The sequence below is a fragment of the Diaminobutyricibacter sp. McL0608 genome (genome assembly GCF_039613825.1).
Taxonomy (GTDB): Bacteria; Actinomycetota; Actinomycetes; order Actinomycetales; family Microbacteriaceae; genus Diaminobutyricibacter.
The window spans coordinates 3,857,612-3,882,263 of sequence record NZ_CP154826.1 but is presented as its reverse complement, the minus strand read 5'-3'; the positions used below and the strand labels follow the sequence as shown (position 1 = coordinate 3,882,263).

Below are 24,652 nucleotides of genomic sequence, written 5' to 3'. Positions count from 1 at the left end.
CGTCCCCGTTTAACTGAAGCACCATGCAGAGCGTCGCCGAATCCCTCGAGCGCCTCGGCGACCTCGCGAACACAGCGATCGTCACCAGGCTCGCCACGGCATTCGCCGACGCCGGATATGAACTCGCCCTCGTAGGAGGGCCGGTCAGGGATGCGCTCCTCGGCCGCCCTGTGAACGATCTCGACTTCACGACGAACGCGCGGCCGGACGACATCCTGCGCGTGGTCGCCCCGCTCGCAGACGCCCACTGGGACATCGGTCGCGAATTCGGCACGATCGGCGCGCGGATCGCGGGCGAGACGGTCGAGATCACGACGTACCGCGCCGACAGCTACGACGGAGAGACACGCAAGCCGGACGTCGTCTTCGGAGACACCCTCGAAGGCGATCTGGTCCGCAGGGACTTCACGGTCAACGCGCTCGCTCTGCGGGTGCCGGAGACGGTTCTCGTCGACCCCTCGAGCGGCGTCGATGACCTGATCGGCGGCATCCTGCGCACGCCGAGCACTCCAGCCATCTCCTTCGGTGACGACCCACTGCGCATGATGCGCGCGGCCCGCTTCACCGCACAGCTCGGCTTCACCGTCGACGACGAGACGCGCGATGCGATGGAGGAGCTGGCCGAACGCATCGAGATCGTCAGTGCCGAACGCATCCGCGACGAGCTGTCCAAGCTGCTCTGCAGCCCTGCGCCGCGCCGCGGAATCGAACTGCTCGTCGAGACCGGCCTGGCCGAGCTGGTCGTTCCGGAGGTCCCTGCACTCCGGCTCGAGATCGACGAACACCACCACCACAAAGACGTCTACCAGCACAGCCTCACGGTGCTGGATCAGGCCATCGGCTACGAACGCGAGCGTCATCCCGGCGAGCGGCCCGACCTCGTGCTCCGTCTCGCGGCGCTCCTCCACGACATCGGGAAGCCGGCGACCCGTCGGCTCGAGCCGGGCGGTGCCGTCAGCTTCTATCACCACGACCTCGTGGGTGCGAAGCTCGCGAAGAAGCGGCTGAGGGCGCTCCGCTTCGACAACGACACCGTCGACGCGGTGGATCGGCTGATCGAGCTGCACCTGCGCTTCTTCGGGTACACCGACGGGGCGTGGACGGATTCGGCCGTGCGCCGCTACGTGCGTGATGCCGGCGATCAGCTCGAACACCTCCACATGCTCACGCGGGCGGACGTGACGACCCGGAACCGGCGGAAAGCGGACCGGCTCGGGTTCGCCTACGACGATCTCGAGGAGCGCATCCGCCACCTCCAGGAGAAGGAGGAGCTGGATGCGGTGCGCCCCGACCTCGACGGCGAACGGGTCATGAAGCTCCTCGACCTGAAGCCGGGGCGCGAGGTCGGCGAGGCGCTGCGGTTCCTGCTCGAGCTTCGACTGGACGAAGGGCCTCTCGGCGAGGAGGAGGCGGCGCGACGCCTGGCCGCCTGGTGGGCGGCGCGGGCGCCGAGAGTCGCCGCTAGCGCCGAGAGTCGCCGTTCTACGAGTCGGTTTCGGCCATAGCGGCGATACTCACGATCCCTTCACAGGCGGGGTGGGTCGTGAGTGACTAACGGATGCGCGGGTGAAGGGCCCGTTGGTGCGGCTGGCGGCCGAGAATCGGTGCATGGATGTAACGTCGCTCGACACCGTCGGCCTTTCGATCTCACGTCGAGAATCCCGCGGGCACGAACGCGGTAATGCGCTTCATTCTCGGGCCGCCCGTGGAGAACTCGTTCGGTTGCGGCGCGGGGTCTACGCCGATTCGGGTGCCTGGTCGGAGGCGTCGCCCTCGGGCCGGTACGCGGCACTGCTGCTCGCCGCCGCCGAAACACGATCGTTCACGCCTGTGTTCTCGCACGTCTCGGCCGCATTCATCTGGGGGCTGCCGATAATCGGGAGATGGCCGCCCGAGGCGCACCTCATGAGCCTGGGTCAGCGTGGACTTCACTCGAAGAACGGTGTCGTATGGCATCACGACAAGATCTCCGCCGACGACGTGACCGAATTCAGGGGGCTCCTCGTGACAACGCTCGAGCGAACCCTGCTGGATGTGGCAAAGACGGGTCCCTTCGTCTCGGCGGTGACGTCGATCGACTTCGCGACCAAGCGAACTCTGGCGCTTCCAGATGGAACGACGGCACCGGGTGTGGCCAAAGGTGCGCTACTCGAGCGACTTCGGAGGGACGGACCTCGGCGAGGCTCGGCGGTAGCCCGGGATGCCATTGAGTTCAGTGACGCGCGGTCCGGATCTCCAGGAGAGTCGCTCAGTCGCGTTCAGATACATCTGCTCGGGTTCCCTCCGCCGCAGCTCCAGACAGCTGTCGCGCGCCCCGATGGCGGCACCGACTACCCGGATTTCGAATGGGACGATGTGTTCGGCGAGTTCGACGGATACGCCAAGTACACACGCGACGAGTACACGAGTGGGCGCGACATGGCCGAGATCGTCTGGGCCGAGAAGCTCCGCGAGGACCGTCTTCGCTCGACGGGCAAGCGAGTCTGCCGATGGACCTGGGAGGTTGCGCGCTCGCCTTCGGCCCTCGAAGCACGACTGCAAGCGGCCGGGCTGTCCCCCATTGCGCGGCGCTAGCCGAGAATCGCCGCCCGTGTCGAGAATCGCCCTCGCACAAGGTCAACTCGGTCGCACCAGCGATTCTCGGCGATGGGAGTCGGCCGAGTGGCGGGGCGGGGGTGCATCGGGTACGCTAGGTAGGTTGTCTGGGCGCAGTGTGCCCTACGACAGATGTACAACCCTCCTGTTACAGACCGTCTGTAACCGCTAAGTCCAAAGGAGGTGGGTTAGTCATGCATCAGTACGAGTTGATGGTCATCCTCGATCCAGAGATCGACGAGCGCACCGTAGCTCCCAGCCTCGACAAGTTCCTCAATGTCGTTCGTAACGACGGTGGAACTGTCGACAGTGTCGACATCTGGGGTCGCCGCCGTCTCGCCTACGAGATCAACAAGAAGTCCGAGGGCATCTACGCCGTCGTGCAGTTGACCGCGACCGGTGAGACCACCAAGGAGCTCGACCGCCAGCTGAAGCTCAGCGAGGCCGTCATGCGCACCAAGGTGCTCCGCGCCGAAGAAGCGATCGCCCAGGTCGCCGCCGCCGCGAAGCTCGCCGACGAGAAGGCCGCCCGCAAGGCCGCCGCTCCCGCCAAAGCCGCTCCCGCCGAGAAGACCGCCTAGTCCGATGGCAGGCGAGACCGTAATCACCGTGGTGGGCAACCTCACCAGCGACCCGGAGCTGCGCTACACGCAGAACGGGCTGGCGGTTGCCAACTTCACCATCGCATCCACTCCGCGCAGCTTCGACCGCGCGGCCAACGACTGGAAAGATGGCGAGGCCCTGTTCCTGCGCGCGAGCGTCTGGCGTGAATTCGCCGAGCACGTCGCCGGATCGCTTACCAAGGGATCCCGAGTCATCGCAACGGGACGTCTCAAGCAGCGCTCATACGAGACGAAGGAAGGTGAGAAGCGAACGTCCATCGAACTCGAAATCGACGAGATCGGCCCTTCGCTCCGCTACGCCACCGCCTCGGTCACGCGCGCACAGTCGTCGCGCGGCGGGTCTCCCGCCGGTGCCGTCGACGAACCGTGGGCTGCCGCAGCACCCTCCTCCTCCGACTCCTCCTCGGGAGCGGACGTGTGGAGCTCGCCCGGCAACTTCAACGACGAGACCCCCTTCTAGGCAGCGACCCCGCATCCGACGAGCAGAGCTCGCCGATGCGGAAACCATCGCGACACACACTTAAACGAAAGCAAAGGAAATCATGGCTGGAAAGTCGAGCGGCGACCGCCGCAAGCCGATCCGCAAGGGCAAGGACGGCAAGAACGCCGCCCCCGCGAAGTCGATCCGTGTCGGAGTCATCGACTACAAGGACGTCGCAACCCTGCGTAAGTTCATCTCCGAGCGTGGCAAGATCCGCGCTCGCCGCATCACCGGTGTCTCCGTGCAGGAGCAGCGCCTCATCGCCCGCGCCGTCAAGAACGCGCGTGAGATGGCACTCCTGCCCTACGCCGGCTCGGGCCGTTAGGAGCCGGAAGACATGTCGAAACTCATTCTGACCCACGAGGTCTCCGGCCTCGGATCCGCCGGCGACGTCGTCGACGTCAAGAACGGCTACGCCCGTAACTACCTCATCCCCCAGGGCTTCGCCGTGGCGTGGACCCGTGGTGGCGAAAAGCAGGTCGACTCGATCAAGGCAGCGCGCGTCGCCCGCGAGCTCGCCACCATCGAAGAGGCACAGGACCTCAAGGCCAAGCTCGAAGCGACGAAGGTCAAGCTGACGGTCAAGGCCGGCAGCGAAGGCCGCCTCTTCGGCTCGGTCAAGACCTCGGACGTCGCAGCAGCCGTCGAAGCAGCCGGAATCGGCACGCTCGACAAGCGCAAGATCGAGCTCCCCAACCCCATCAAGGTGGTCGGCGAGCACGAGGCGACGATCCGCCTGCGCGAAGACCTCTTCGCGACGATCACCCTGCAGGTGGTCGCCGCCAAGTAGCGCCAGAAACAACACGGTGTAGCGGTGGACGAAGGTCCGCCGCTACACCTGTTTAACCGCCCAGCGCAAGCTTTTGTCACAACTTTGTACACAGGGTCACCCACAATGGGGGCAAGCTTCGACGTGTTGTTTAAACAAGTTTCTTCACACAGGGTGGGGGAAACTAAAAACCTGATCAGGGTCGATATAACCCCTGAAATTCTTTGGTTGTCCACAAGGTTGCCCACAGGTTGTGCACATGGAGTGCGGCGTTTCGCGCAGATTATCCACATCCCTATCCACAGGCTGAGTTGTGGCGCGCCGAGCGCTCCTCCTAGTGTTGGGCGACGCCGGATCACGGCGGGGACAGAACGATTCGAGGAGTCAGGCCTGTCGGTGGCTCCTGGGAGTATCGACGTGTCCGGCGAGGCGCCGGGAACGGCCGCTCGATCGCGGTTCACTGAGGGTATGCAAGGCAGGCTCGCGCCCGCTGCGCGATGACGAAGACGAGAAGGAGGCCGGGGTGTCCATTGCCCATCTGGGTCTGGCCGAGAACCGACAGCCAGGCGAGAACAGGCAGACGGAGCGCACTCCCCCTCACGACCTTCTTGCCGAGCAGAGCGCGCTGGGCGGCATGCTCCTCAGCAAAGACGCGGTCGCCGACGTCGTCGAGGTCGTGCGGGGCACCGACTTCTATATTCCCAAGCACGAGATCATCTACGACGCGATCCTGTCGCTCTACTCGCACGGCGAACCCACCGACGTCATCGCCGTCACCGACGAACTGACCAAGGCCGGCGAACTCTCCCGCGCCGGCGGCGCCGATTACCTGCACACGCTCACCGGCCTCGTCCCCACCGCTGCGAACGCCGGCTACTACGCATCCATCGTCGCGGAGCGCGCCCTCCTCCGCCGGCTGGTCGAGGCGGGCACCCGCATCACGCAGATGGGCTACGCCGCAGAGGGTGAGGTGCTCGACCTCGTCAACAACGCCCAGGCCGAGATCTACGCCGTCACGGGCTCGACCGACAGCGAAGACTACGTGCCCCTCACCGAAGCCGTGACGGTCGCCATCGACGAGATCGAGGCAGCCAAGCACAAAGACGGCTCGATGACCGGCGTTCCCACCGGCTTCGCCGAACTCGACGAGCTCACCAACGGGCTGCACCCCGGCCAGATGATCATCGTCGCCGCGCGCCCCGCACTCGGAAAGTCGACCCTTGCGCTCGACTTCGCCCGCGCCGCCGCAATCAAGCACGACATGGCGACCATCTTCTTCTCGCTCGAGATGGGGCGCAGTGAGATCGCGATGCGCCTGCTGTCGGCCGAAGCATCCGTGCCACTCCAGAGCATGCGCAAGGGAACGGTCGACAACCGCGACTGGACGACCATCGCATCCACCCGAGGCCGCATCAACGATGCGCCGCTCTACATCGACGACAGCCCGAACATGACGCTCGTCGAGATCCGGGCGAAATGCCGTCGCCTCAAACAGCGGGTCGGCCTCAAGATGGTCATCATCGACTACCTCCAGCTCATGACGAGCGGCAAGCGAGTCGAAAGCCGCCAGCAGGAGGTCAGCGAGTTCTCGCGTGCTCTGAAGCTTCTCGCCAAAGAACTCCAGGTCCCCGTGATCGCGCTGTCGCAGCTGAACCGTGGACCCGAGCAGCGCGCGGACAAGCTTCCCGCGCTGAGCGACCTCCGCGAGTCAGGCTCGATCGAGCAGGACGCAGACATGGTGATCCTCCTCCACCGCGAAAGCGCGTACGAGAAGGACAACCCGCGCGCGGGCGAAGCCGACCTCATCGTCGCCAAGCACCGAAACGGCCCGACACGCACCGTGACCGTCGCCTTCCAGGGCCACTACTCGCGCTTCACCGACATGGCGCCCATCTGAGACAACCCCTAGGGTTGGGTCGATCAGTCGGTCGATCAGTCCACGTCCCCTCCGATGAAGGAGTACGCCCGTGCCACGTCTTCGCCCGAAAGTCGTCCTCTGGTTGGGCATCGGCCTTCTCGTCGCCAGCCTGATCCTGAGCTATGCGATTCCGGGGATCACATACGCACGATTCGGCGACGGATCCGGGCCCACCGGCGTCGACGGGGCGCTCGTCAGCGTCCTGACGACGTTGCTGAGCACAATCAGCGTGTACTCACCGTTCCTCGGTTCAGCCCTCGTCGGTGCGAGCATCGTGATGTTCTACATTGCGAAGAACTTCGCCCCGGCGCCACCCCTGCCACTGACCGACGAGGCGGACGGGCCGGTCCCCGGCGAACCGGATGCCGCATCCTGAGCCTGGTATCGGGCAAGCGGCAAACGCGCAGACAACGCCGACTAAACTGGGTAGGTTCCACCGCCCAATGAAAGAGGTCGCCGAGTGGCAGCCGCCCCCACCGCCCAGAAGTCATCCGGGTACTGGGCCGTCCCCGTCGCGCGGGCGGTCGTAGCGCTCGTCGCAGCCGGTGTCATCACCTTCACCGCCAACCACTCCGCGACGTTCGGGCTCATCGTGTTCGGCGTCTACGCGGTCGTCGAGGGGCTGCTGGTGGGCATCCTGAGCCTCCGCACCGTCCCCGATCGCACGACTCGTCGGCTGTTCGTCGCGCAGGGCGTCATCGGCGTCATCGCCGGTGTCCTTGCGCTCGCGCTGTCGTCGAGCGGCCTCGGCCTCTTCCTCTACCTCGTCAGCGTCTGGGCCGCCCTCACCGGATTCCTCGAGCTCTACTGCGGTCTGCGCAGTCGGTCGAAAGACTCTTCGGCGCGCGACTGGATCGTCGTCGGCGCGTTCACCGCTGTGCTGGCGATCGTCTTCCTGCTCATCCCGTCGGATTCGGTGCTCGCCGTCGGCCTGTTCGGCGCCTACGCCGTGATCCTCGGGGTCTACCTCGGAATCGGCGGATTCTCGCTCAAGTGGGCGGCGCAGCATCCGACCCCCACCGAGCGCCCCATGGAGAGCGGTTCATGAGCCGCAAGAAGGATTCCAACGTGCCCGCAAACTCCTCCGCCACCGGCGCAGTGCACCAGCCGACCCGTAAGGACCGCTTCCGGCCGGTCGAGCTGCTCGTCATCTCGGCGATCCTCGCCGTGTTCGTCGGCCTGATCGTGCTGATGTCGACACGGGAGCTCCTCCTCGCCTCGATCGCCCTCGGCATCGCGTTCATCGTCTCGCTCGTCGGTCTTGCGATGTTCTCGCTCGCGTTCAAGCCGAACGCTGAAGAGGTCAGCGACCTCGAGGAGCAGAACCGCGGAGACGACTCCACGCACTGACGTCGCGCGGCGCGGGCCGAGTGTGCCCGTTCCGGCCGAGGGTGCCAAGTGTGCGGGACGCTTTCGTCCGGAGGTGACGCCCTCGGGGCGGGAGACCGCGGTTACGCGTCGAGCCGGTCGACGAGCTTCGACGCGACGCCGGTGTACGTGCCGGGTGTCAGCTCGAGCAGGCGCGCCTTCGCCGCGTCGCCGATGTCGAGTCGCTGCACGAACTCCACGAGATCGCTGCGGCCGATGCGCTTGCCGCGGGTCAGCTCCTTGAGCAGCGCATACGGGTCTGCGATCGACGAACGGCCGGCCGACACCTCGGCCCGGATGACGGTCTGGATGGCTTCGCCCAGAATCTCCCAGTTGGCGTCGAGATCAGACGCCAGCAGCGTGCGATCCAGATCGATCTGGCCGAGCCCCCGCTGGATGTTGTCGAGCGCGAGCAGCGAGTGACCGAGCGCGACGCCGATGTTGCGCTGCGTCGTCGAGTCGGTCAGGTCGCGCTGCAACCGGCTGGTGACAAGAGTGGCCGCGAGGGAGTCGAGCAGGGCGGAACTCAGCTCGAGATTCGCCTCGGCGTTCTCGAAACGGATGGGGTTGACCTTGTGCGGCATCGTCGACGAGCCCGTTGCGCCCGGCTCCGGGACCTGGCGGAAGTAGCCGAGCGAGATGTACGTCCAGATGTCGGTGGCCAGGTTGTGGAGTATGCGGTTCGCGTGCGAGACCCGGTTGTACAGCTCCGCCTGCCAGTCGTGCGATTCGATCTGGGTGGTCAGCGGGTTCCAGTCGAGACCCAGGCTCGTGACGAACTCCTGTGAGATCTGCTGCCAGTCGGCGTCGGGATCGGCCACGAGGTGCGCGGCGAACGTGCCGGTCGCGCCGCTGAACTTGCCGAGGAACTCCGTGTCGCCGATCTGCCGCTCGACGCGGTCGAGGCGGTAGACGAAGACCGCGAGCTCCTTGCCCATCGTCGTGGGTGTCGCCGGCTGGCCGTGGGTTCGCGCGAGCATGGCGTCGTCGCGGTACTGGCGTGCCTGCGCCTGCAGCTCCCTGATGACGGCGCGGAACTTCGGCAGCCACACCCGGTTGATCGCGGCACTCACCGTGAGCGCGTACGACAGGTTGTTGATGTCTTCGCTCGTCGCCGCGAAATGCGTGAGCTCGGCGATGTGGTCGAGTCCCAGAGCGTGGAGTCGTTCGCGAACGAGATACTCGACGGCCTTCACGTCATGCTTCGTGGTCGCTTCGAGCTCTGCGAGCCGGTCGATCTCGGGCTGCCCGAAATCGTCGGCCAGCGCCCGCAGTGACGCAATCTGATCGGTCGTGAGCGGCGACGAACCGAACATCCGGTGGCCCGTCAGGTAGATCAGCCACTCGACTTCGACCTGCACGCGGGCGCGGTTCAGCCCCGCCTCGGACAGGTAATCGCCGAGACCGACCACCGCGGAACGGTAGCGGCCGTCGAGCGGGCTGAGCGGCTGGGGAGGCAGGGCGGTCATGGGGCTCCTTGCGAACGGGACGACGTACCCATTCTTCCGCAGTTTGCTTGGGAGCCTCCCCGCGTCAGCGATCGCGGGTGACCGGGCGCAGGATGAGCCCCATCAGCCAGGAGATGATCGCGAGCACGATCGCACCCCAGAAGCCCGCCCAGAACCCGTCGATGTAGAGCCCGAAGCCCATCAGGCTGCTGATCCACGCGACCAGGAGCAGCAGCAGCGCGTTGACCACGAGCGCGAGCAGGCCGAGCGTCAGCACGTACAGCGGGAACGCGACGATTCGAATGAAGGTGCCCAGGATGCCGTTGACGACACCGAAGATCAGCGCGATCAGGAGGTAGGTCAGGATGGTCGGCACTTCGCCCTCGGCGTACGGCTTCACCGTGACACCGCTGACGATGAACGTGGTGAACCACAGCGCGAGAGCGTTGATGATGAGTCTGAGGATGAATCTCATGGCTCCACTATGGCAGCGGAGGCGGTGACGGTCGAGGAAGTAATTCCCTCCGTGGAATGTGGACGCCGCTAAGTTGGGTCTGTGAGTAACTCAGAGCGGCCGGGCGTGAAGCTGCGCCCGGAGATCGTGGCCGTGCCCGCCTACAAGCAGGGAAGGCCGGCTCCCGCCGACGGTTTCAAGCTGTCGAGCAATGAGAATCCGTACACACCTCTTCCGGGCGTAGTGGGTGCGGTCGCAGCCGTCCTCGCGGACCTGAACCGCTATCCGAACGCGAGCGGCCTTGCCCTCCGCACGCGCCTGGCCGAGCGCCACGGCGTCGAGGTCGGCCGGGTCCACCTCGGGAGCGGATCCGTCTCCCTGCTCGCCCAGCTGATCTCAGCGGCCGCGGGAACGGGCGACGAAGTCGTCTACTCGTGGCGGTCGTTCGAGGCCTACCCCGGACTCGTCACGGTCGCCGGTGCCACGAGCATCCGCGTGCCCAATCGCACTGACGGCAGCCACGACCTGGACGCGATGGCCGCCGCGATCACCGACCGCACGCGCGTCGTGATCGTCTGCACTCCGAACAACCCGACCGGCACGATCGTCACCGCGGGCGATTTCGAAGCGTTCATGGAGAAGGTCCCGAGCGACCTGCTCGTGCTGCTCGACGAGGCGTACTACGAGTTCGTTACCGACGATGCCAGCGTGGACGGCATCCCCCTCCTCGGCCGGTACCCGAACCTGGTCGTGCTCCGCACCTTCTCGAAGGCGTACGGGCTCGCCGCCCTCCGCATCGGCTACGCGGTCGGCCCCGAGCAGGTGCTCGACGCTGCGCGTTCGGCCGCGATCCCCCTGTCGGTGACGGATGCGGCCCAGGTCGCTGCTCTCGCCTCGATCGACCGCGAAGACGAGCTGATGGAACGCGTCGCGCGTATCGCAATGGTGCGCGACGATCTGCGCGCGCAACTCATCGAACAGGGCTGGATCGTTCCCGAGGCGCAGGGCAATTTCGTCTGGCTGGCGACGGGTGCGGAGACGGATGCGGCGAACGACGCGTTCTTCGATGCCGGGCTGACCGTGCGCGCCTTCCCGCCGGAGGGCATCCGAATCAGCGTCGGCGAAGCCGAATCTGTGGACAAACTCCTTGAGGTTGGCCAAGATATTGTGCGGAACCTACCAAATGGGCACCCCGCCAAGCGGTTAGGTTAGTACGGTGGCTGCCTCGATCGATTCCCCGCGCCAAGCGCCGACCGTTCAACTGCTGACCCCCGAGGGGCGTTTCCAGCCGAGCGAGTCCGCCGCGGAGTACATCCCCTACCTCGAGCGCCTGACCGAGGCCGACTATCGCCGTTTCTACCGCGACATGGCGGTCATCCGCCGCTTCGACCACGAGTCGGCCAACCTCCAGCGCCAGGGCCAGCTCGCCCTGTGGGTGCCGAGCCACGGCCAGGAGGGCGCCCAGGTCGGCTCCGCGCACGCCACGCGCGTGCAGGATCACGTCTTCCCGTCGTACCGCGAGCACGTTGTCGGGATGATCAGAGGGCTCGACCCCGTGAACATCCTCCGGATGCTGCGCGGAGTCACGCTCGGCGGCTGGAACCCGGAGGAGAACGGCAACTTCCACCTTTATTCGCTCGTGCTCGGCTCGCAGAGCCTGCACTCGACGGGCTACGCCATGGGCATCCAGTTCGACGGCAAGAGCGGCACCGGTGACCCCGAGAGCGACGAAGCGGTCATCGTCTACTTCGGTGACGGGGCCTCATCGCAGGGTGACGTCAGTGAGGCACTGGTCTTCGCTGCGAGCTACCGTACCCCCCAGGTCTTCTTCCTTCAGAACAACCAGTGGGCGATCTCCGTCCCGGTCGAACGCCAGTCCCGCACTCCCCTGTATCTGCGCGGGAGCGGCTTCGGCATCCCTGGTACGCGCGTCGATGGCAACGATGTCCTCGCCAGCTACGCTGTCACGGCGAAGTGGATGGACGACGCCCGCGCCGGTTACGGACCCGCGCTCATCGAGGCGCTCACTTATCGCGTCGGCGCCCACACGACCGCCGACGACCCCACCAAGTACCGCACCGAAGACGAACTGCAGTCGTGGATCGCCCGCGATCCGATCGCCCGTTACCGCACCTACCTGTCCGACCTCGGTGTCGGCGACACCTTCTTCGCGTCCGTCGATGAAGAGGCTGCGGACATCGCGGCGGATGCCCGCCGTCGGCTGCTGGAGGTCACGCCTCCCCCGATGGACATCATCTTCGACCATGTCTACTCGGAGCCGCATCCGCTGATCGCCGAACAGAAGGAATGGGCGCAGCGCTACGAGGCGTCCTTCGATGAGGAGCGCGCATGAGCGACCTGAACCAGAGCTTCCCCGTGATCGTCGACGCCGACGGAACGGATGACGCGCACGACGTGCACGAGGCGGAGTTCGTCGAGGCGCACGAGATCCACGAGGCGACGATGGATGCGGAGGAGTCCGAAGTCATCGAGGACGCCGAAGTCGTCGACGTCGAAGAGGCTGCGGACATCGAGGACGCTGATGGCGGCGAGGATTCCGACGTCGCCGAGGATTCCGAAACAGCTGAGGACGCCGGGACGGTCGAGGTCGAGGACGCGGCCGAGAGCGCGGAACCGGCCGAGCCCGAGCCCGCCGAGCCCGAGCCCGCCGCATCCGCCGCACCGTCCAGCCCGATCGTGACCCTGCCCCTCGGCAAGGCGATCAACAAGGGCCTGCACGACGCTCTCGCGAACGACCCCAAAGTGCTGCTCATGGGCGAGGACATCGGCCCGCTCGGCGGCGTCTACCGCGTCACCGAGGGCCTGCACGCCGAGTTCGGCCCGCAGCGCGTACTGGACACTCCGCTCGCCGAGTCGGGCATCCTCGGCACCGCGATCGGACTCGCCATGCGCGGGTACCGCCCGGTCTGCGAGATCCAGTTCGACGGGTTCATCTTCCCCGCGTTCGACCAGATCACGACGCAACTGGCCCGGATGCGCAACCGCCACGAGGGAACGGTGACGATGCCGATCGTGATCCGCGTTCCGTACGGCGGCCACATCGGCTCGATCGAGCACCATTCCGAGAGCCCGGAAGCCTACTTCGCGCACACGCCCGGCCTGAGGGTCGTGAGCCCCAGCAACTCGCACGACGCCTACTGGATGATCCAGGAAGCGATCGCCTCCGACGACCCCGTCCTGTTCTTCGAGCCGAAGAGCCGCTACTTCATCAAGGGTGAGATCAATCTCATCGACCCTGTCGCGCCGTTGCACGCGAGCCGGGTGGCCCGCCACGGCACGGATGTGACGGTCGTCGGCCACGGCGCGATCCTGTCGACCCTCCTGCACGCGGCGGAACTCGCTGCAGAAGAAGGGACCAGCCTCGAGGTCATCGACCTGCGCTCGCTCTCCCCGATCGACTACGGCCCTGTGCTCGACTCGGTGCGCAAGACCGGTCGCCTGGTCGTCGTGCAGGAGGCGGCATCCAACGCCAGCGTCGGGTCGGAGATCGCAGCGACCATCGCCGAGAAGGCCTTCTACTTCCTGGAAGCGCCGGTCATCCGCGTCTCGGGCTGGGACACTCCCTACCCGCCGTCGAAGGTCGAATCGATGTACCTCCCCGACGCCGACCGGGTGCTCGAGGCTGTCGACCGAAGCCTCGCGTACTGACCCGCACACCGGCACCCCGGGCGAACCGACCGAAAGAAGCTGCACTATGAGCGAATCGAAGTTCCTCCTCCCCGACGTCGGCGAAGGCCTGACCGAGGCGGAGATCGTCGAATGGAAGGTGGCCCCGGGCGACACCATCACGGTCAACCAGGTGCTCGTCGAGATCGAGACCGCGAAGTCGCTCGTCGAACTGCCGTCGCCGTTCGCAGGGACTGTCGGCGAGCTGCTGGTGTCCGAGGGGCAGACCGTCGACGTGGGAACCGCGATCATCACCGTGTCGTCGAGCTCGGCGGATGCGGGGGTCGCGCTGGGTGCGCCCGCTCACGGCTCCACGCCGGAGGTCGACGAGGCCGCCGCCGACACGGCCGCCAGCGTCTCGCATGAAGCCGACGAGAAGCAGGCGCCCCTCGTCGGCTACGGGAGCACCGGTCACGTTTCGAGCAGGCGGCGCCGGGTGACGCATCCGGGAACGTCCGCGGTTCCCGTGGCGACGGATGCGACACAGACCGAGACCCAGACACAGATGCCGCCGTCGCACGCCGCGCACGCGGCCCCGCCGACCCAGCACATCCCGAACCGGCCGGAGACGGCCGCAGCGCCCGCCTCGTCCGTTCCTGTGATCGCCAAGCCGCCCATCCGGAAGCTCGCCAAGGACCTGGGCGTCGACCTGGCGGTGGTCACTGCGACCGGCCCGATCGGCGACATCACCCGCGACGACGTGCTGCGGGAAGCCACGCAGGCGAGCGTGTTCCGCAACATCCAGACGCCCGAATGGCCGGATGCCCGCGAGGAGCGCATTCCCGTGAAGGGTGTCCGCAAGGCGATCGCGCAGGCGATGGTGTCGAGCGCGTTCACGGCGCCGCACGTCAGCCTGTTCGTCGATGTGGATGCGACCCGCACGATGGAGTTCGTCAAGCGTCTCAAGAACTCCCCCGATTTCGCCGGGATCAAGGTGTCTCCGCTGCTCATCATGGCGAAGGCGATGATCTGGGCGGTGCGCCGCAACCCGACGGTGAACTCGACCTGGACGGATGAGGAGATCATCGTCCACCACTACGTGAACCTCGGGATCGCCGCTGCGACGCCGCGCGGTCTGATCGTTCCGAACGTGAAGGAAGCACAGGCGATGTCGCTTCTCGAGCTGGCGGGCGCGCTCGAACAGCTGACGCTCACCGCGCGCGACGGCCGCACGCAGCCGGCCGACATGTCCGGCGGGACGATCACGATCACCAACGTGGGCGTGTTCGGCATGGACACGGGAACGCCGATCCTGAACCCGGGCGAGGTCGGCATCGTCGCACTCGGCACGATCAAGCAGAAGCCGTGGGTCGTCGACGGCGAAGTGCGGCCGCGCATGGTCACGACGCTCGGAGCGTCGTTCGATCACCGGATCGTCGACGGGGATGTGGCCAGCCGCTTCCTGGCAGACGTCGCGGCGATCATCGAGGAGCCTGCGCTGCTGCTCGACTGAGCGCACGCCCCGCGCGCTCCCGGCGCGCCACAAGTCTGTTCTCGACGAACGATGAGGGGATTCGGATGGTCGAGGTGCGGGTCGCGGATGCGCACGAGCTGGATCCGGCGTCGGTCCGCGCACTCTACGAGGCGGTCGGGTGGAGTGTGTACACGAAGGATCCGGAGACGCTGGGGCGTGCGCTCGCCGGGTCGGATGCGCTGGTCGCCGCGGTGGACGGGGCCGAACTCGTGGGACTCGCGCGTGCGGTGACCGACGGGGCGACCATCCTGTATCTGCAGGATGTGCTCGTGCGTCCGGATCACCAGCGGCTCGGGCTGGGGCGCTCGCTCGTCACTGCACTGCTGGACCGCTACCCCGGCGTTCGACAGAAGGTGCTGCTCACCGACGACGAGGCCGCTCAGAAGGCGTTCTACGAGTCGCTGGGTTTCGGCGACATCCGGGAAGCGCACGACGGCGTGCTCCACGCGTTCGTCCGGTTCGACTAACGACAATGGTTTTGACAATCATTATCAACAAGGGATAGGTTCTAAGGGTGCCCCGACCACCCCGACTCCCCCGACGCGTGAAGACGCGACCGCTTGCCTCCGTGCTCGCGGCGGCGGCCATCGCAGCCGCGCTGCTCCTGGCGGGGTGCTCGGGCGTACCCGCCGCATCCGGAACCAGCGCATCCGGGGCCATCTCCGTGGTCACCTCCACTAACGTGTACGGCGACATCGCGCAGACGATCGGGGGCGACGCCGTCCAGGTGACCGCGCTGATCACCAACCCCGCCCAGGACCCGCACTCGTTCGAAGGGAGCGCGCAGAACGAACTGGCGCTCTCGAAAGCCCGCATCGTCGTCGAGAACGGCGGCGGATACGACGACTTCATGGGCACGATGATGTCCTCGCTGAACAACCGGAAGGCGGCCGTTCTCAACGTCGTCGACCTGTCCGGCAAGAAGCCCGACACGAACGGCGACCTGAACGAGCACGTCTGGTACGACTTCCCGACCATGGCGACCTTCGCCGATCACTACGCCGCCGAGCTCGCGAAGGTCGATCCGTCGAAAGCGGCGACCTTCACCGCCAACGCCGCCGCCTTCACCGCGAAGCTCACGGCACTCGAGGCCCGCGAGGCCGCGCTCCGGGCGAAGCACGCTGGCGTTGGGGCCGCCATCACCGAGCCCGTGCCCCTGTACATGCTCGACGCGATCGGCCTCGTCGACAAGACGCCCGCGGCTTTCAGCCATGCGATCGAAGAAGGAACGGATGTGTCCCCCGCCGTTCTCTCGAGCACCGTCGCGCTGTTCCGCGAGAATGCGGTGAAGCTCCTCGTCTACAACGAGCAGACGAGCGGCGCGGAGACCGACAAGGTGATCGCGGCGGCGAAGAGCGCCCACGTTCCGGTCGTGCCGGTGACCGAGACGCTTCCCCAGGGCAAGGACTACATCGGCTGGATGAACGGCAACCTCGACGCGATCGCCGCGGCGCTGGACGAGTGAGGCAGAGACGATGACGGATTCGGAACCCCTCGACCTCGTGCCTGCGCCTGCGGAGCGGGCGGTCGTGCTGCGGCTGCGCGACGCAGACCTCGGCTTCGGCGACCGCACACTCTGGCGCGGACTCTCGCTCGATGTCCACGCCGGAGAGTTCGTGGCGGTGCTCGGGCCGAACGGCTCGGGAAAGACCAGCCTGCTCAAGACGATCCTCGGCCAGCAGCGACTCGATTCGGGAACGATCGAGTTCGACGGCCACGACGTGCGGACGGGCGACCGGCGCATCGGCTACATCCCGCAGCAGAAGATCATCGCAGCCGGCACCCCGATGCGAGCGCGCGACCTGGTCGCACTCGGCGTCAACGGGCACCGGTGGGGGCTCCCGTTCTCGACGAAGGAGGACCGGCGTCAGACCGAGCGGTTGATCGACGCGGTCGGAGCGCGGCGCTACGCCGACGTTCCGGTGGGCAACCTGTCGGGTGGCGAGCAGCAGAGGCTCCGGGTGGGCCAGGCGCTGGCCGGCGACCCGGCACTCCTCCTGTGCGACGAGCCGCTGCTGTCGCTCGATCTGCAGCACCAGCGCGGAGTGAGCGAACTGATCGACCGGAGACGGCGCGAACACGGCAGCGCGGTGGTGTTCGTCACGCACGACGTGAATCCGGTGCTCGGGATGGTCGACCGGGTGCTGTACCTCGCCGGCGGCCGGTTCCGTTCGGGAACGCCCGACGAAGTGCTCCGAAGCGAGGTCCTCACCGACCTGTACGGTACGCCCGTCGACGTCATCAGAAGCCGCGGACGCATCGTGGTCGTGGGGATCCCGGATGCGGAGACGCACGGGCACCACGATCACGGCCGGACCGGGCATCCGGAGCCTGCCGAATACCGGGAGCCCGTCGCATGACCGGCACACCCGACCTCTGGAACCAGCTCTTCGACTTCGCCAACTACGGGGAACTGCTCGTGCTGGTGCGCAACTCGATCCTCGCCGGCGCCGTGCTCGGCGTGATCGGCGGCCTGATCGGCGTCTTCGTCATGCAGCGCGACATGGCGTTCGCCGTCCACGGCATCAGCGAACTGTCGTTCGCGGGAGCATCCGCCGCCCTGCTCTTCGGGGTGAACGTCGTCATCGGTTCGCTCGCGGGCTCCCTGATCGCGGCCGTGCTGATCGGGATCCTGGGCGCGCGGGCGCGGGACCGCAACTCGATCATCGCGGTGCTCATGCCTTTCGGGCTGGGCCTCGGCATCCTGTTCCTCGCCCTGTATCCGGGGAGGAGTGCGAACAAATTCGGGCTGCTGACCGGGCAGATCGTGTCCGTCGACGACCCGCAGCTCGGCTGGCTGATCGCGATCAGCGCCCTCGTGCTCGTCGGCCTGCTGGTGATGTGGCGGCCGCTCAGCTTCGACAGCCTGGATGCGGATGTCGCGGCGTCGCGCGGAGTGCCGGTGCGATTCATCTCGCTGGCCTTCATGGTGCTGCTCGGGCTCGCCGTCGCGGTATCGATCCAGATCGTCGGAGCGCTCCTCGTGCTCTCCCTGCTCGTGACTCCGGCGGCCGCAGCAATGCGGATCTCGTCCTCCCCGCTCGCCGTGCCCATCCTCAGTGTGGTGTTCGCGCTCACGTCGGTCGTCGGCGGCATCATGCTCGCGCTGGGCGGATCGCTTCCGATCAGTCCGTACGTGACGACCATCTCGTTCCTCATCTACGTCGTGTGCCGGATCGTCGGCACACGGCGGTCCACCCGCCGCTCCCGCCCGCAGCGGAGTGCGGCACCGACGGAGGCCGGGCGTCCGGCTCGTGACCTCCAGAAAGAGCTAGCCTGAGATCGTGAAGCGCAACACCTGGCAACGAGAGGCCGTCCGCGACGCGCTGACCTCCACGGAAGGCTTCATCAGCGCGCAGGGCCTCCACATGAACCTGCACGAGGCCGGGTCGCCGATCGGCCTGGCGACCGTGTACCGGGCACTCGCCGACCTCGCCTCGGAAGGCGACGCGGATTCGCTGCAGTCCCCAGAGGGCGAGAGCCTCTACCGGGCGTGCACGACCGGACACCACCACCATCTGATCTGCCGCAACTGCGGCCTGACGGTGGAGATCGAGGCGGATGCTGTGGAGCAGTGGGCGAAAGCCGCCGCAGCATCGCACGGTTTCACTGAGGCGCAGCACGTCGTCGACGTCTTCGGACTCTGCGCGAGCTGCTCCTCGACGGCGTGAAACACGAGCGGCGGATGGCTCGGTTTGCAGGGGCGCAGCCTTTCAACGTAGTATTGATGTTTGGCTGAGTGGGCCTCTCCCACTCGGATCGTGCGCCAATCCACTTTCTTACACAAGCAGGTGTGTTGCGCGTGCCGACAAGGGATCTTGGGCGGAGCACTCCTGCTCCGCGGTATTGGAGGAAAACCATGGCAGCAACCTGCCAGGTGACTGGAGCGGTTCCCGGCTTCGGTCACAACATTTCGCACTCGCACCGGCGCACCAAGCGTCGTTTCGACCCGAACGTTCAGAAGAAGACGTACTACGTTCCGTCGCTTCGCCGTAACGTCACACTCACTCTCAGCGCCAAGGGCATCAAGGTCATCGACGTCCGTGGCATCGAGTCGGTTGTCAAAGACATCCTGGCCCGTGGGGAGAAGATCTAATGGCAAAGCAGCAGGACATCCGTCCGATCATCAAACTTCGTTCGACGGCTGGCACGGGATACACCTACGTGACCAAGAAGAACCGCCGCAACGACCCCGACCGTCTCGTACTCAAGAAGTACGATCCCATCGTGCGTAAGCACGTCGAGTTCCGAGAGGAGCGCTAGACCATGGCCAAGAAGAGCAAGATCGCCCGCAATGAGCAGCGCAAGGTGATCGTCGACCGCTACGCTGCCAAGCGACTGGAGCTGAAGAAGGCGCTCGTCGACCAGAACGGAACCGACGAGTCCCGCGAGGCCGCACGTATCGGCCTGCAGAAGCTCCCCCGCAACGCATCGCCGGTGCGCCTGCGCAACCGCGACGCCGTTGACGGTCGTCCCCGCGGAAACCTCAGCAAGTTCGGCATTTCGCGTGTTCGTTTCCGTGACATGGCCCACCGTGGCGAGCTGCCCGGTATCACCAAGTCGAGCTGGTAGACAGCGCGACTGGTAGACATGCCAGTTCACTCCAGAGGGGGTGTTCGACTTCGGTCGGGCACCCCCTCTGTTGTCTCCGCGGTCGAACAGCCGCCGATCCATGTTCGCGAAACGCGTAGAGATTGCCAAAAAGGCCAGTAAATCCGCGAAAACACGCGGGATTCTGATACATTCAAGGCGGTCAAACCGACCAGACGTAATGGCCCTTCGTGGCCTCAACCGTTCCACTAGAAAGCTGTATTACAGCAAAAAGGTCCGAGGAGGACACTCAATGGCTGACAAGTCGCTGAACAAGACCGAGCTCGTTGCCGCAGTTGCCGCTGCGTCCGGTCAGAGCCAGGCCGCCGTCGGTGGCGTGCTCGACGCATTCTTCGCCACCGTCGCGGACACCGTCTCCAACGGTGGCAAGGTCACCATCCCCGGCTGGCTCGCCGCCGAGCGCACCGAGACCGCCGCTCGCACCGGCCGCAACCCGCAGACCGGCGCCGAGATCGCGATCCCGGCCGGCCACCGCGTCAAGCTGACCGCCGGCTCGAAGCTCAAGGCTGCCGTCAAGTAGTAGCTCACGCTTTCGACGAGGGGGATGCCGCAGGTCGGCGTCCCCCTCGTTGCTTTTCCACGCGAACGCCCGACCGGGCCGTTCTCCACAGCCCTACCCTTGTGTGCCTGCTCACAGCAGGCACGACATAGGCTTGATCGGTGCCCAGAGTCATCCGCCTAGCCGGCCCCGTAGTGCTCGTGCTGGTGGCATTTCTGGCCCTCTTCGCCGCCCTCGCCTTCGGTGGCGGCGCGGCCGCACCGCTCCTCGCGGATCCCGGGGCGCTCGTCCGTTACGGCTTGCCCGCCGCGAAGCTCATAGTCAACCTGAGCGCGGCCGGCACCATCGGGGCGCTGCTTCTCACCTGTTTCGCGCTGAGCCCGCGCCATCCGGAGTTCAATCGCACCCTCGACGTCGCCGCTGCGTCGGCGGCGGTGATGACCGTGGCCAGCGCCATCACGGGCCTGCTGACGTTCGTCAGTGTCACGGGCATCCCGCTCTCCCTCGACCAGACGTTCACCGACGGCCTCAGTTCCTTCGTGACGAGTGTCTCGCTCGGCCAGGCCTGGCTCGGCACGACCCTGATCGCGGCCGCCGTCACGGTGCTCTGTTTCGCCGTGCGAAACCAGACCGCGCTCGCGTTCGTCACAGCCCTCGCGCTGCTCTCCCTTCTTCCGATGGCGCAGCAGGGGCACGCGGCGGGCACAGCCGGCCACGATGCGGCGATCACCGCGCTCGGCCTGCACATCGCCTTCGCTGCGATCTGGCTGGGCGGGCTGCTCACCGTCGTGCTCATCCGCAAGGCCCTCGACGGCGCACGACTCGTCGCCGTCATCGAACGGTATTCGACGCTGGCGATCGTCTGCTTCGTCGTCGTGGCGGCATCCGGCTACGTGAGTGCGGAGCTGCGCATCGGCACGCTCGACAAGCTGGCCACGCCCTACGGAATCCTGGTGCTGGTCAAGGTCGCGGCGCTCGTCGCCCTGGGTGTCTTCGGCGTCGCCCAGAGGCGGTTCCTGATCGCCCGGCTGAAGTCCGGCGCGAAGCGGAGCATGTTCTGGTGGCTGGTGACAGCCGAGCTGGCATTCATGGGCATCGCGTCCGGAGTCGCAGCGGCGCTGGCACGTACGGCGACGCCCGTCGCGCAGACCCTGGGCAGTGCGCCGACGCCCGCCGAGATCCTCACCGGCGAGAAGCTTCCGCCCGAGCTGACCTTCGCCCGGTACTTCACCAGCTGGAACTTCGACCTGCTCTGGGTGCTCGGGTGCGGCTTCGCGATCTTCTTCTACCTCGCCGGTGTGCGCCGGTTGATCAAGCGGGGAGACCGCTGGCCGGTACTCCGCACGATCCTCTGGATCGCGGGAATCGTGTTGCTGTTCTACATCACGTCGGGCGGGGTCAACGTCTACGAGAAGTACCTCTTCTCGTCGCACATGCTCTCTCACATGGTGCTCACCATGATGGTGCCGCTGCTGCTCGTCCCCGGCGCGCCGATCACGCTGGCGCTGAGGACGATCCGCAAACGTAGCGACGGCTCCCGAGGCGGGCGCGAATGGATCATGCTCGCCGTGCACTCCCGGGTGGCCACCTTCCTGACCCACCCGATCGTCGCGGCCGTGCTGTTCGCCGGCTCGCTGTGGGCGTTCTACTACACGCCGCTGTTCCGGTGGGCCACCACCGATCACATCGGTCACGAGTGGATGATCATCCACTTTCTCATCACCGGCTACCTGTTCGTACAGTCCCTCATCGGAATCGATCCGGTCCCCTACCGGCTGCCCTACCCGTTCCGCCTCGTCCTGCTGCTCGGAACGATGGCCTTCCACGCCTTCTTCGGCCTGAGCATCATCACGTCGTCCAGCCTTCTGCTCGCCGACTGGTTCGGGGCGATGGGTCGCACCTGGGGGCAGACACCGCTCGCCGATCAGGCCACGGGAGGGGGGATCGCCTGGAGCATCGGCGAGATCCCGACCGTCATCCTGGCGATCGTCGTCGCCGTCCAGTGGAGTCGAAGCGACGCGAAGGAGACGAAGCGCCGCGACAGGAACGCAGACCGCACCGGAGAGGCGGAGCTCAACGCCTACAACGCGCGTCTGGCGCGCCTCGCCGAGCACGACCACAGCGGCTGAGCTCCGGCTCGCCGCACTAGATGCGTCCCACCGCACTTAGTAGAGCTAGTGCGGTGAGACAGAACTAGTGCGATTGCCGCGCCGGGGCTGCGTGCGCTCAGCCGGCGACGACGATGTCGAGTGCGCCATCCGGCCGGATGACGATGCTCGACAGTGCCACCGAAAACGGCTCATCCGAACTGCGGGTGGAGATCGTGCCGTCGAAGAGCGACTGCACCGTGACCTGAAGGTGTGCGATCCCCTCCGCCGGTGACATCTGCCAGCTGTTCGTGCCCGCCACCACGTTCACCGGCGGGTACCGGACGATCGACCAGGCGGGTGCGCCGACAACGCGATCGTCGATCACGACCCCGAACGGGCATCCACTCGGCTGCAGCACGGTCTGCTTCGCACAGTCGTCGAGGAACGCATCGAGCTGCGACTCCACCTGCGAGACGAAGTCCGACGTCGGCTCGGCGACCACCGAGACGGAGGCCACAGCGCCGGGCTTCCGGGCGAGCAGCGACGCCGTGTCCGCGTGAAGGTACATCGACGAGTGAGCGAGCCGGTAGATCCCCGGAGCGAAGACGACATAGTCGGCCTTGGTCGTGAACGCCGCCGCGGGCTGCGTCGGATCGGCGGCACGCGTATCCAGGGTCCGCCCCGAGACAGTGAACGTCTCGGCGTGCTCCACGGTCACCGCGGCCACCGCGAGCGGTGTCGTCGAGAACCTCCACAACGGAAGAACACCCAGAATGCTGCCCGTCTGCTTCACGCGGAACGTCGACGAGACCGGCGTGCCGTCCACCACCGCATCGAACGCGACCTGGTGAACGCCGTCCGAGAGCTCGTCGTCGTGAACGATCCGTACGCTCGAGATGTCGGCCAGAACATCCGACCGCAGCAGTTCCCTCGACGGCGCCGTCGGGAGCCCCGCCGCAGAGAGCGCGGCGTCGGACGCGTCGACACCGGGCATGGCGAGCGCGGCCCGGGCGTCATGGCGGACGAGTGCGTTCAGGTAGCCGGTGACGAACCCTGACGGGCTGTAGACGTCGCGCTGCAACGCACCGATCGCCGCCACGAACGCCAGCAGCAGGAGAACGCCGATGCCCGACCACAGGAGCACGACGCGAGTGCGAGGGCGGAACGGGGCGGTCGGATGCGCAGGGGTGCTGTCCTCCGCAACCTCAGGCATGAGGCAATCCTAAGATGCACTCACAGGGCGGGCGTGGAGGGCCTCCCCGGGCCCGTCGGCGGGATAGGCTGAATGGGCTTCGCATCGCAGGAAAGGGGACGCAGGTGGGCCAGCTCCCCCTCTCGGCCGAGCAGTCGGCCGTGTTCGAGCTCATCGAGAACACGCGCGAACACGTCTTCGTCACCGGGCGCGCCGGTACCGGAAAGTCGACGTTGCTCAACCACCTCTCGTGGAACACCGAGAAGCAGCTGGTGATCAGCGCTCCGACCGGCGTGGCAGCGCTCAATGTCGGTGGCCAGACCATCCACTCGCTGTTCCGCCTGCCGATCGGCGTCATCGCCGACCACGACATCGACCAGAGTGCCGAACTCCGCAAGCTCCTGAACACGATCGACACCCTGGTCATCGACGAGATCTCGATGGTCAACGCCGACCTGATGGATGCCATCGACCGGAGCCTCAGGCAGGCACGGCAGCGGCCGCTGGAGGCTTTCGGCGGCGTGCAGGTGGTGCTGTTCGGCGACCCGTACCAGCTTGCGCCCGTGCCCGGGGACTCCGACGAGCGCGCCTATTTCGGCGACACATACCGGTCGATGTGGTTCTTCGACGCGAAAGTGTGGCGGGAGACCGAACTGAAGATCGTGGAGCTCACCGAGATCCACCGTCAGCACGAGGCGGACTTCAAGGCGATGCTGAACGCGGTCCGGCACGGACGCGTCACCAAAGAGATCGCTGACAGGCTCAACGAGATGGGAGCGCGTCCCGCCCCCGACGAGGGGACGATCACGCTCGCGACCCGCAACGACGCGGTCAACCGCATCAACTCGAACGCCCTGCGCCAGCTGCCCGGTCGCGCGCTCACGGCAAAAGCCGAGGTCAGCGGTGATTTCGGGGGCCGTGCGTTTCCGGCTGACGAGGTGCTCGAGCTGAAGGTCGGCGCGCAGGTGATGTTCCTTCGCAACGACGCGGGCACCGGCGACGGGCCGCGCTGGGTGAACGGAACGATCGGCACGGTGACACGAATCGACTCGATGGTCTATGTGGATGTCGACGGCGACGTGCACGAGGTCGAGCCGGCGATCTGGGAGAAGTTCAAGTACTCCTACTCCCCCGTCACCAAGAAGCTGACCAAGGATGTGGTGGCCGAGTTCACCCAGTTTCCGTTGCGTCTCGCGTGGGCAGTCACCATCCACAAGTCGCAGGGCAAGACGTACGACAGTGCGATCGTCGACCTGGGGGCGCGCGCGTTCAGCCCGGGGCAGACGTATGTGGCGCTGAGCCGCATCACGTCACTCGAGGGTCTCTACCTCACGCGTCCGCTGCGTCCGGGTGACATCATGGTCGACGCCGACGTCGAGCGGTTCATGCGCGAGCGCTGACGCGCCGACACCTGTCTCGATTGGTTGCCAATCTTTTGGCAAC

General features: G+C 66.4%; 28 protein-coding genes. 25 read left to right on the top strand and 3 right to left on the bottom strand.

Annotated features, from left to right (window positions below; genetic code table 11):
- Positions 1 to 23 precede the first annotated feature (23 nt).
- The 10 genes from AAYO93_RS18610 to AAYO93_RS18565 all read left to right on the top strand — a co-directional run bounded on the left by AAYO93_RS18610 (position 24) and on the right by AAYO93_RS18565 (position 7,736).
- Positions 24 to 1,505, top strand: coding sequence for a CCA tRNA nucleotidyltransferase (locus AAYO93_RS18610; RefSeq protein ID WP_345762676.1), 1,482 nt, complete (start codon positions 24 to 26; stop codon positions 1,503 to 1,505).
- Between the two features lie 103 nt (positions 1,506 to 1,608).
- On the top strand, positions 1,609 to 2,574 hold the full coding sequence (locus AAYO93_RS18605; RefSeq protein WP_345762675.1) for a hypothetical protein: 966 nt from the start codon (positions 1,609 to 1,611) through the stop codon (positions 2,572 to 2,574).
- A 215-nt stretch (positions 2,575 to 2,789) separates the two neighbouring features.
- Positions 2,790 to 3,176 (top strand): 30S ribosomal protein S6, encoded by a 387-nt coding sequence (rpsF, locus tag AAYO93_RS18600; protein WP_345762674.1) that lies wholly within the window; start codon positions 2,790 to 2,792, stop codon positions 3,174 to 3,176.
- Between the two features lie 4 nt (positions 3,177 to 3,180).
- Positions 3,181 to 3,678 carry a single-stranded DNA-binding protein gene (locus AAYO93_RS18595; RefSeq protein ID WP_345762673.1) on the top strand — a complete coding sequence of 166 codons (498 nt, stop codon included), beginning with the start codon at positions 3,181 to 3,183 and terminating at the stop codon, positions 3,676 to 3,678.
- 82 nt (positions 3,679 to 3,760) lie between these two features.
- Positions 3,761 to 4,024, top strand: a complete 264-nt coding sequence (gene rpsR, locus AAYO93_RS18590) for a 30S ribosomal protein S18 (RefSeq protein WP_055897232.1) — start codon at positions 3,761 to 3,763, stop codon at positions 4,022 to 4,024.
- A gap of 12 nt (positions 4,025 to 4,036) precedes the next feature.
- Positions 4,037 to 4,489 (top strand): 50S ribosomal protein L9, encoded by a 453-nt coding sequence (rplI, locus tag AAYO93_RS18585; protein ID WP_345762672.1) that lies wholly within the window; start codon positions 4,037 to 4,039, stop codon positions 4,487 to 4,489.
- A 502-nt stretch (positions 4,490 to 4,991) separates the two neighbouring features.
- A complete protein-coding gene (gene dnaB, locus AAYO93_RS18580; protein WP_345762671.1) occupies positions 4,992 to 6,365 on the top strand; it encodes a replicative DNA helicase in 1,374 nt (457 codons plus the stop codon).
- Between the two features lie 70 nt (positions 6,366 to 6,435).
- Positions 6,436 to 6,762, top strand: coding sequence for a hypothetical protein (locus AAYO93_RS18575; RefSeq protein ID WP_345762670.1), 327 nt, complete (start codon positions 6,436 to 6,438; stop codon positions 6,760 to 6,762).
- Between the two features lie 84 nt (positions 6,763 to 6,846).
- Positions 6,847 to 7,434 (top strand): HdeD family acid-resistance protein, encoded by a 588-nt coding sequence (locus tag AAYO93_RS18570; protein WP_345762669.1) that lies wholly within the window; start codon positions 6,847 to 6,849, stop codon positions 7,432 to 7,434.
- A 20-nt stretch (positions 7,435 to 7,454) separates the two neighbouring features.
- Complete coding sequence (locus tag AAYO93_RS18565; RefSeq protein WP_345762668.1) at positions 7,455 to 7,736, top strand: hypothetical protein; 282 nt, start codon at positions 7,455 to 7,457, stop codon at positions 7,734 to 7,736.
- Between the two features lie 101 nt (positions 7,737 to 7,837).
- On the opposite strand, the gene purB is transcribed toward AAYO93_RS18565, so the two are convergent.
- On the bottom strand, positions 7,838 to 9,223 hold the full coding sequence (purB, locus tag AAYO93_RS18560; protein ID WP_345762667.1) for an adenylosuccinate lyase: 1,386 nt from the start codon (positions 9,221 to 9,223) through the stop codon (positions 7,838 to 7,840).
- A gap of 64 nt (positions 9,224 to 9,287) precedes the next feature.
- Positions 9,288 to 9,677, bottom strand: a complete 390-nt coding sequence (locus AAYO93_RS18555; RefSeq protein ID WP_345762666.1) for a phage holin family protein — start codon at positions 9,675 to 9,677, stop codon at positions 9,288 to 9,290.
- Positions 9,678 to 9,758: 81 nt separating this feature from the next.
- Between AAYO93_RS18555 and AAYO93_RS18550 the strand changes: the two genes are divergently transcribed.
- The 14 genes from AAYO93_RS18550 (at position 9,759) to AAYO93_RS18485 (ending at position 22,056) form a co-directional block, all read left to right on the top strand.
- A complete protein-coding gene (locus tag AAYO93_RS18550) occupies positions 9,759 to 10,868 on the top strand; it encodes a histidinol-phosphate transaminase (protein ID WP_345762664.1) in 1,110 nt (369 codons plus the stop codon).
- Between the two features lie 4 nt (positions 10,869 to 10,872).
- Positions 10,873 to 12,009 carry a thiamine pyrophosphate-dependent dehydrogenase E1 component subunit alpha gene (locus AAYO93_RS18545; RefSeq protein ID WP_345762663.1) on the top strand — a complete coding sequence of 379 codons (1,137 nt, stop codon included), beginning with the start codon at positions 10,873 to 10,875 and terminating at the stop codon, positions 12,007 to 12,009.
- Positions 12,010 to 12,359: 350 nt separating this feature from the next.
- Positions 12,360 to 13,325, top strand: a complete 966-nt coding sequence (locus tag AAYO93_RS18540; protein ID WP_434056695.1) for an alpha-ketoacid dehydrogenase subunit beta — start codon at positions 12,360 to 12,362, stop codon at positions 13,323 to 13,325.
- A gap of 46 nt (positions 13,326 to 13,371) precedes the next feature.
- The gene (locus AAYO93_RS18535) at positions 13,372 to 14,796 is read left to right on the top strand and encodes a dihydrolipoamide acetyltransferase family protein (RefSeq protein WP_345762662.1); all 1,425 of its coding nucleotides are present in this window, start codon (positions 13,372 to 13,374) and stop codon (positions 14,794 to 14,796) included.
- A gap of 65 nt (positions 14,797 to 14,861) precedes the next feature.
- Positions 14,862 to 15,284 carry a GNAT family N-acetyltransferase gene (locus AAYO93_RS18530; protein WP_345762661.1) on the top strand — a complete coding sequence of 141 codons (423 nt, stop codon included), beginning with the start codon at positions 14,862 to 14,864 and terminating at the stop codon, positions 15,282 to 15,284.
- A 47-nt stretch (positions 15,285 to 15,331) separates the two neighbouring features.
- On the top strand, positions 15,332 to 16,282 hold the full coding sequence (locus AAYO93_RS18525) for a metal ABC transporter solute-binding protein, Zn/Mn family (RefSeq protein ID WP_345762660.1): 951 nt from the start codon (positions 15,332 to 15,334) through the stop codon (positions 16,280 to 16,282).
- Positions 16,283 to 16,292: 10 nt separating this feature from the next.
- Positions 16,293 to 17,177, top strand: a complete 885-nt coding sequence (locus AAYO93_RS18520) for a metal ABC transporter ATP-binding protein (RefSeq protein ID WP_345762659.1) — start codon at positions 16,293 to 16,295, stop codon at positions 17,175 to 17,177.
- Positions 17,174 to 18,097, top strand: a complete 924-nt coding sequence (locus AAYO93_RS18515) for a metal ABC transporter permease (protein WP_345762658.1) — start codon at positions 17,174 to 17,176, stop codon at positions 18,095 to 18,097. Before AAYO93_RS18520 ends, AAYO93_RS18515 begins: the two co-directional genes overlap by 4 nt.
- A 1-nt stretch (position 18,098) precedes the next feature.
- A complete protein-coding gene (locus AAYO93_RS18510; protein WP_345764918.1) occupies positions 18,099 to 18,488 on the top strand; it encodes a Fur family transcriptional regulator in 390 nt (129 codons plus the stop codon).
- Between the two features lie 188 nt (positions 18,489 to 18,676).
- Positions 18,677 to 18,913: a 50S ribosomal protein L28 gene (gene rpmB, locus AAYO93_RS18505; RefSeq protein WP_345762657.1), complete on the top strand. Its 237-nt coding sequence runs from the start codon at positions 18,677 to 18,679 to the stop codon at positions 18,911 to 18,913.
- A complete protein-coding gene (gene rpmG, locus AAYO93_RS18500) occupies positions 18,913 to 19,080 on the top strand; it encodes a 50S ribosomal protein L33 (protein ID WP_146321261.1) in 168 nt (55 codons plus the stop codon). The genes rpmB and rpmG overlap by 1 nt, the downstream gene beginning before the upstream one ends.
- Positions 19,081 to 19,083: 3 nt before the next feature.
- Positions 19,084 to 19,389 (top strand): 30S ribosomal protein S14, encoded by a 306-nt coding sequence (rpsN, locus tag AAYO93_RS18495; RefSeq protein ID WP_345762656.1) that lies wholly within the window; start codon positions 19,084 to 19,086, stop codon positions 19,387 to 19,389.
- Between the two features lie 271 nt (positions 19,390 to 19,660).
- Positions 19,661 to 19,948, top strand: coding sequence for an HU family DNA-binding protein (locus AAYO93_RS18490; protein ID WP_345762655.1), 288 nt, complete (start codon positions 19,661 to 19,663; stop codon positions 19,946 to 19,948).
- A 140-nt stretch (positions 19,949 to 20,088) separates the two neighbouring features.
- Positions 20,089 to 22,056 carry a cytochrome c oxidase assembly protein gene (locus AAYO93_RS18485; protein ID WP_345762654.1) on the top strand — a complete coding sequence of 656 codons (1,968 nt, stop codon included), beginning with the start codon at positions 20,089 to 20,091 and terminating at the stop codon, positions 22,054 to 22,056.
- A 97-nt stretch (positions 22,057 to 22,153) separates the two neighbouring features.
- On the opposite strand, the gene AAYO93_RS18480 is transcribed toward AAYO93_RS18485, so the two are convergent.
- Positions 22,154 to 23,230: a hypothetical protein gene (locus AAYO93_RS18480; protein WP_345762653.1), complete on the bottom strand. Its 1,077-nt coding sequence runs from the start codon at positions 23,228 to 23,230 to the stop codon at positions 22,154 to 22,156.
- 104 nt (positions 23,231 to 23,334) lie between these two features.
- Between AAYO93_RS18480 and AAYO93_RS18475 the strand changes: the two genes are divergently transcribed.
- Positions 23,335 to 24,609 (top strand): ATP-dependent DNA helicase, encoded by a 1,275-nt coding sequence (locus tag AAYO93_RS18475; RefSeq protein WP_345762652.1) that lies wholly within the window; start codon positions 23,335 to 23,337, stop codon positions 24,607 to 24,609.
- Positions 24,610 to 24,652: the final 43 nt, after the last annotated feature.

What these genes read in the sequence shown, in the direction of transcription:
- AAYO93_RS18610 (WP_345762676.1), top strand. Translation starts at nt 24, where the DNA reads ATGCAGAGCGTCGCCGAATCCCTCGAGCGCCTCGGCGACCTCGCGAAC.
- AAYO93_RS18605 (WP_345762675.1), top strand. Translation starts at nt 1,609, where the DNA reads ATGGATGTAACGTCGCTCGACACCGTCGGCCTTTCGATCTCACGTCGA.
- rpsF (WP_345762674.1), top strand. Translation starts at nt 2,790, where the DNA reads ATGCATCAGTACGAGTTGATGGTCATCCTCGATCCAGAGATCGACGAG.
- AAYO93_RS18595 (WP_345762673.1), top strand. Translation starts at nt 3,181, where the DNA reads ATGGCAGGCGAGACCGTAATCACCGTGGTGGGCAACCTCACCAGCGAC.
- rpsR (WP_055897232.1), top strand. Translation starts at nt 3,761, where the DNA reads ATGGCTGGAAAGTCGAGCGGCGACCGCCGCAAGCCGATCCGCAAGGGC.
- rplI (WP_345762672.1), top strand. Translation starts at nt 4,037, where the DNA reads ATGTCGAAACTCATTCTGACCCACGAGGTCTCCGGCCTCGGATCCGCC.
- purB (WP_345762667.1), bottom strand. Translation starts at nt 9,223, where the DNA reads ATGACCGCCCTGCCTCCCCAGCCGCTCAGCCCGCTCGACGGCCGCTAC.
- AAYO93_RS18555 (WP_345762666.1), bottom strand. Translation starts at nt 9,677, where the DNA reads ATGAGATTCATCCTCAGACTCATCATCAACGCTCTCGCGCTGTGGTTC.
- AAYO93_RS18535 (WP_345762662.1), top strand. Translation starts at nt 13,372, where the DNA reads ATGAGCGAATCGAAGTTCCTCCTCCCCGACGTCGGCGAAGGCCTGACC.
- AAYO93_RS18530 (WP_345762661.1), top strand. Translation starts at nt 14,862, where the DNA reads ATGGTCGAGGTGCGGGTCGCGGATGCGCACGAGCTGGATCCGGCGTCG.
- AAYO93_RS18520 (WP_345762659.1), top strand. Translation starts at nt 16,293, where the DNA reads ATGACGGATTCGGAACCCCTCGACCTCGTGCCTGCGCCTGCGGAGCGG.
- AAYO93_RS18515 (WP_345762658.1), top strand. Translation starts at nt 17,174, where the DNA reads ATGACCGGCACACCCGACCTCTGGAACCAGCTCTTCGACTTCGCCAAC.
- rpmB (WP_345762657.1), top strand. Translation starts at nt 18,677, where the DNA reads ATGGCAGCAACCTGCCAGGTGACTGGAGCGGTTCCCGGCTTCGGTCAC.
- rpmG (WP_146321261.1), top strand. Translation starts at nt 18,913, where the DNA reads ATGGCAAAGCAGCAGGACATCCGTCCGATCATCAAACTTCGTTCGACG.
- rpsN (WP_345762656.1), top strand. Translation starts at nt 19,084, where the DNA reads ATGGCCAAGAAGAGCAAGATCGCCCGCAATGAGCAGCGCAAGGTGATC.
- AAYO93_RS18490 (WP_345762655.1), top strand. Translation starts at nt 19,661, where the DNA reads ATGGCTGACAAGTCGCTGAACAAGACCGAGCTCGTTGCCGCAGTTGCC.
- AAYO93_RS18480 (WP_345762653.1), bottom strand. Translation starts at nt 23,230, where the DNA reads ATGCCTGAGGTTGCGGAGGACAGCACCCCTGCGCATCCGACCGCCCCG.